Raw genomic sequence first — 652 nt, 5'->3', positions numbered from 1 at the left:
AATGGCCGGTCGGGCTCCCATGTCCCATATCCGTTCACGAAAGGCGTCTGACGCATAGCCCTTGTCCGCCACCACCCACAGGGGAATGGCGGTAAGGCTATCGAGCATGGCTGGCGCCAGTGGCAGTTCATGGGCCTGTCCGGGGGCCAGCGCAAAACCGAAGGCTTTTCCATGTCCATCAGCGATCACGCAGACTTTGGTGCCATAGCCGCCGCGAGAGCGGCCAAGTGCTTCACGATGGTCTCGCTCTTCGAAAAAGGCCCCTTTTTTTGGGCTCCCGCCGCTTTATGGTGAGCCCTGATGTTCGTGCCATCCAGAAAAGTCATTCCGAACGCCATTCCGTGTTGTTCCTGAACCCGTTCGAGCAGCCGTTCCCATACGCCGAGCTTCGCCCAGCGGATGAAAAGCTGTGCCGCCCGCCACCACGGACCCAGTTCAGCGGGGATACTCCGCCATTTCGCGCCATTCTCATGGCGCCAGAAAATAGCTGCTATCGTGCGCCGCAGATCATGGGGCGGCGTCTTGCCCCTTGGGCGAACCGCCTCAATCAGAGGCTCCCAGATCGCCCATGTCTCGTCCGTAAAAGTGCCTGTTCTGTCTCCTTCTTCCATCCCTATAATATAGGAAGTATTTCAAGTGCTAACAGGCCCTA

General features: G+C 58.4%; 1 pseudogene. It reads right to left on the bottom strand.

The annotated features are described in order from the left end of the window. Positions 1-611: pseudogene (locus AD944_RS00075) on the bottom strand (IS5 family transposase); the annotation flags it as partial. Positions 612-652: the final 41 nt, after the last annotated feature.

This window comes from Acetobacter tropicalis, from assembly GCF_001580915.1.
In the GTDB taxonomy this organism is placed as follows: domain Bacteria; phylum Pseudomonadota; class Alphaproteobacteria; order Acetobacterales; family Acetobacteraceae; genus Acetobacter; species Acetobacter tropicalis.
The sequence above is the reverse complement of the archived record's forward strand: the minus strand, read 5'-3'. Positions and strand labels throughout refer to the sequence as shown.